This window comes from Proteus sp. fly-1067, from assembly GCF_040139345.1.
Classification (GTDB): domain Bacteria; phylum Pseudomonadota; class Gammaproteobacteria; order Enterobacterales; family Enterobacteriaceae; genus Proteus; species Proteus vulgaris_B.
Window position 1 is genome coordinate 1 of record NZ_JBEEUL010000316.1, and the last position, 501, is coordinate 501.

2 pseudogenes are annotated in these 501 nt (G+C 35.5%); both read right to left on the reverse strand.

The features are described 5' to 3' along the window. Window positions 1-270: pseudogene (locus ABN217_RS20595) on the reverse strand (hypothetical protein); the annotation flags it as partial. Continuing rightward, window positions 263-501 (reverse strand): annotated as a pseudogene (locus ABN217_RS20600) (UDP-forming cellulose synthase catalytic subunit); the annotation flags it as partial. The pseudogenes ABN217_RS20600 and ABN217_RS20595, both read right to left, overlap by 8 nt.

Consider the following 501-nt stretch of genomic DNA (forward strand, 5'->3'; position numbering starts at 1 on the left):
AAAATCATAAGGTAGGGTAAAACTGACCCCAGATTGTAGTTTACTACTCGTTAGTGTTAGCCCTTTGGTTAATCCTAATTTTTTAAGTGATATTTCTTCAGACGTTGTCTCAACATTGTTTTTGTTATCGGATAAATTGTTATTTAAAATAAAGTCTAAGTCAGTAGACAGCTTTGTATATTCACTTTCTAGCGGTTGTGCGAAAGCAGTGATACTTTGCATCAGCAACATACTAATGATTAATAATAAGCTCATGTAGCGACTAGGCATGTTGCTGCTCTTTATTTGGTGTGGATAGAATTATTGAATTATTTGGTGATTTTTTATCTTTGCGGATAATAAATAATCCAATGGCACACTGTAAGACATCAGCAAATGCTCTTAATGGTTTATCTGCTACATGTTGTGAGCTCAGCCATGCATCAGCACGAGTGAGTACGACACGAACAACATCACGCCGTATATTATCTGTTAAATGAGCGAATTCCATTCTCAAATAGG